We start from the raw sequence: 1,327 nt of genomic DNA on the forward strand, positions 1-1,327 counted from the left end.
GCGCTGGGCAAGGGCGCCGGGGGCGGCGCGGGCGGCGGCCGGCGCAAGTTCCTGCGCGGCGGCCTGGCCGTGGCGTGCGTGGCCGCGGTGCTGGCCGCCGCCACCTACCTCACGCCGGGCTCCGGGGGCGACGGTGCCACCCGGGTCGGGATGTCGCTCTCGACGCTCAACAACCCGTTCTTCGTGCAGATGCGCGACGGGGCACAGGCGGAGGCCGAGGCGGCCGGGGTCGACCTGACGGTCACCGACGCGCAGGACGACGCCTCGCAACAGGCCGACCAGTTGCAGAACTTCGCCAGCGCCGGAATGGCGGCGGTGATCGTCAACCCGGTCGACTCCGACGCCGCCGGTTCGGCGGTGCGCGGCGCCAACCGGGACGGGGTGCCGGTCATCGCCGCGGACCGCGGGGTCAACGACGCCGAGACCCGGGCGCTGGTGACCTCGGACAACGAGGAGGGCGGGCGCCTCGCGGCGCGGACGCTGGCCGAGCGCATCGGCGGCGAGGGGCGCATCATCGTGCTGGAGGGGACACCGGGGACCTCCGCCAGTCGCGAGCGCGGCGCCGGGTTCACCGAGGGGTTGCAGGACTACCCGGACATCGAGGTGGTCGCGCGGCAGCCCGCCGACTTCGACCGCACCAAGGGGCTGGACGTGATGACCAACCTGCTCCAGGCGCACCGCGACATCGACGGGGTGTTCGCGGAGAACGACGAGATGGCGCTGGGCGCCGTCCGGGCGCTGGGGGACCGGGCCGGCGACGAGGTCGCGGTCGTCGGGTTCGACGGCACGCCCGACGGACTGGCTGCGGTGGAGGCGGGCACGCTGCACGCCTCGGTGGCGCAGCAGCCCGAGGAACTGGGCCGGGTGGCGCTGCGCAACGCGCTGCGTGCCGTGGAGGGCGAGGAGCTGGAGGAGACCGTGCTGGTGCCGGTGAAGGTCGTCACCGCGGAGAACGTCGGTGAGTTCCGGTGAGCGGCGCTCTCGGGACACCGGCGGCCGTCGCCGCCGGAGACGCCCCCGGCGGCGACGGCGGGGTGACGGTGGAGGTCCTGGTCGTCGGCTCGGCCAACGCCGACCTGGTGGTCGGGGTGGAGCGGCGGCCGGGAGCCGGGGAGACGGTGCTCGGCACGGACCTCGCGATCCACCCCGGGGGCAAGGGCGCCGCGCTGGGCGCCGTCCGGGCGCTGGGGGACCGGGCCGGCGACGAGGTCGCGGTCGTCGGGTTCGACGGCACGCCCGACGGACTGGCTGCGGGGGAGGCGGGCACGCTGCACGCCTCGGTGGCGCAGCAGCCCGAGGAACTGGGCCGGGTGGCGCTGCGCAACGC

General features: G+C 76.2%; 2 protein-coding genes. Both read left to right on the forward strand.

Going from position 1 to position 1,327, the window contains the following annotated elements; genetic code table 11:
* On the forward strand, window positions 1–972 hold a 972-nt coding region (locus HCN52_RS24470), incomplete at its 5' end, for a substrate-binding domain-containing protein (RefSeq protein ID WP_168090596.1).
* Window positions 969–1,327, forward strand: a 359-nt coding sequence (locus tag HCN52_RS24475) for a substrate-binding domain-containing protein (RefSeq protein WP_168090595.1), incomplete at its 3' end; no start/stop codon positions are given. The genes HCN52_RS24470 and HCN52_RS24475, both read left to right, overlap by 4 nt.

It is taken from the genome of Streptomyces bohaiensis, assembly GCF_012033785.1.
GTDB lineage: Bacteria > Actinomycetota > Actinomycetes > Streptomycetales > Streptomycetaceae > Streptomyces > Streptomyces bohaiensis.